Consider the following 246-nt stretch of genomic DNA (forward strand, 5'->3'; position numbering starts at 1 on the left):
TGGCTCAGGCGTCGCTTTTCTACCACTTCCGTGACGGTGTGCTGACGGCGATCAGTGACGCTTACGACAACCGGCTGCGCATTTCCCGCGATTATTCAGGGCGGATTCAGCGGATCGATAACCATGTTGGTCAGGCATTGCTGCTGCGGTATGAGCGCGGCCATATCGTTGCGGTCGACTATCAGGTGCACCGGGAACTCGGCTGGGTTACCGAGCAGAACGTTGTTTCCTACACGTACGACGATG

The 246-nt window shown here is 57.3% G+C and carries 1 protein-coding gene; it reads left to right on the top strand.

Features of this window, described 5'->3' with window-relative positions:
• Positions 1-246 (top strand): hypothetical protein (locus ACW9I6_RS32470; RefSeq protein ID WP_457340250.1); only part of this gene is annotated, 246 nt, incomplete at both ends.

The sequence above is a fragment of the Pseudomonas sp. SDO5522_S412 genome, assembly GCF_054071215.1.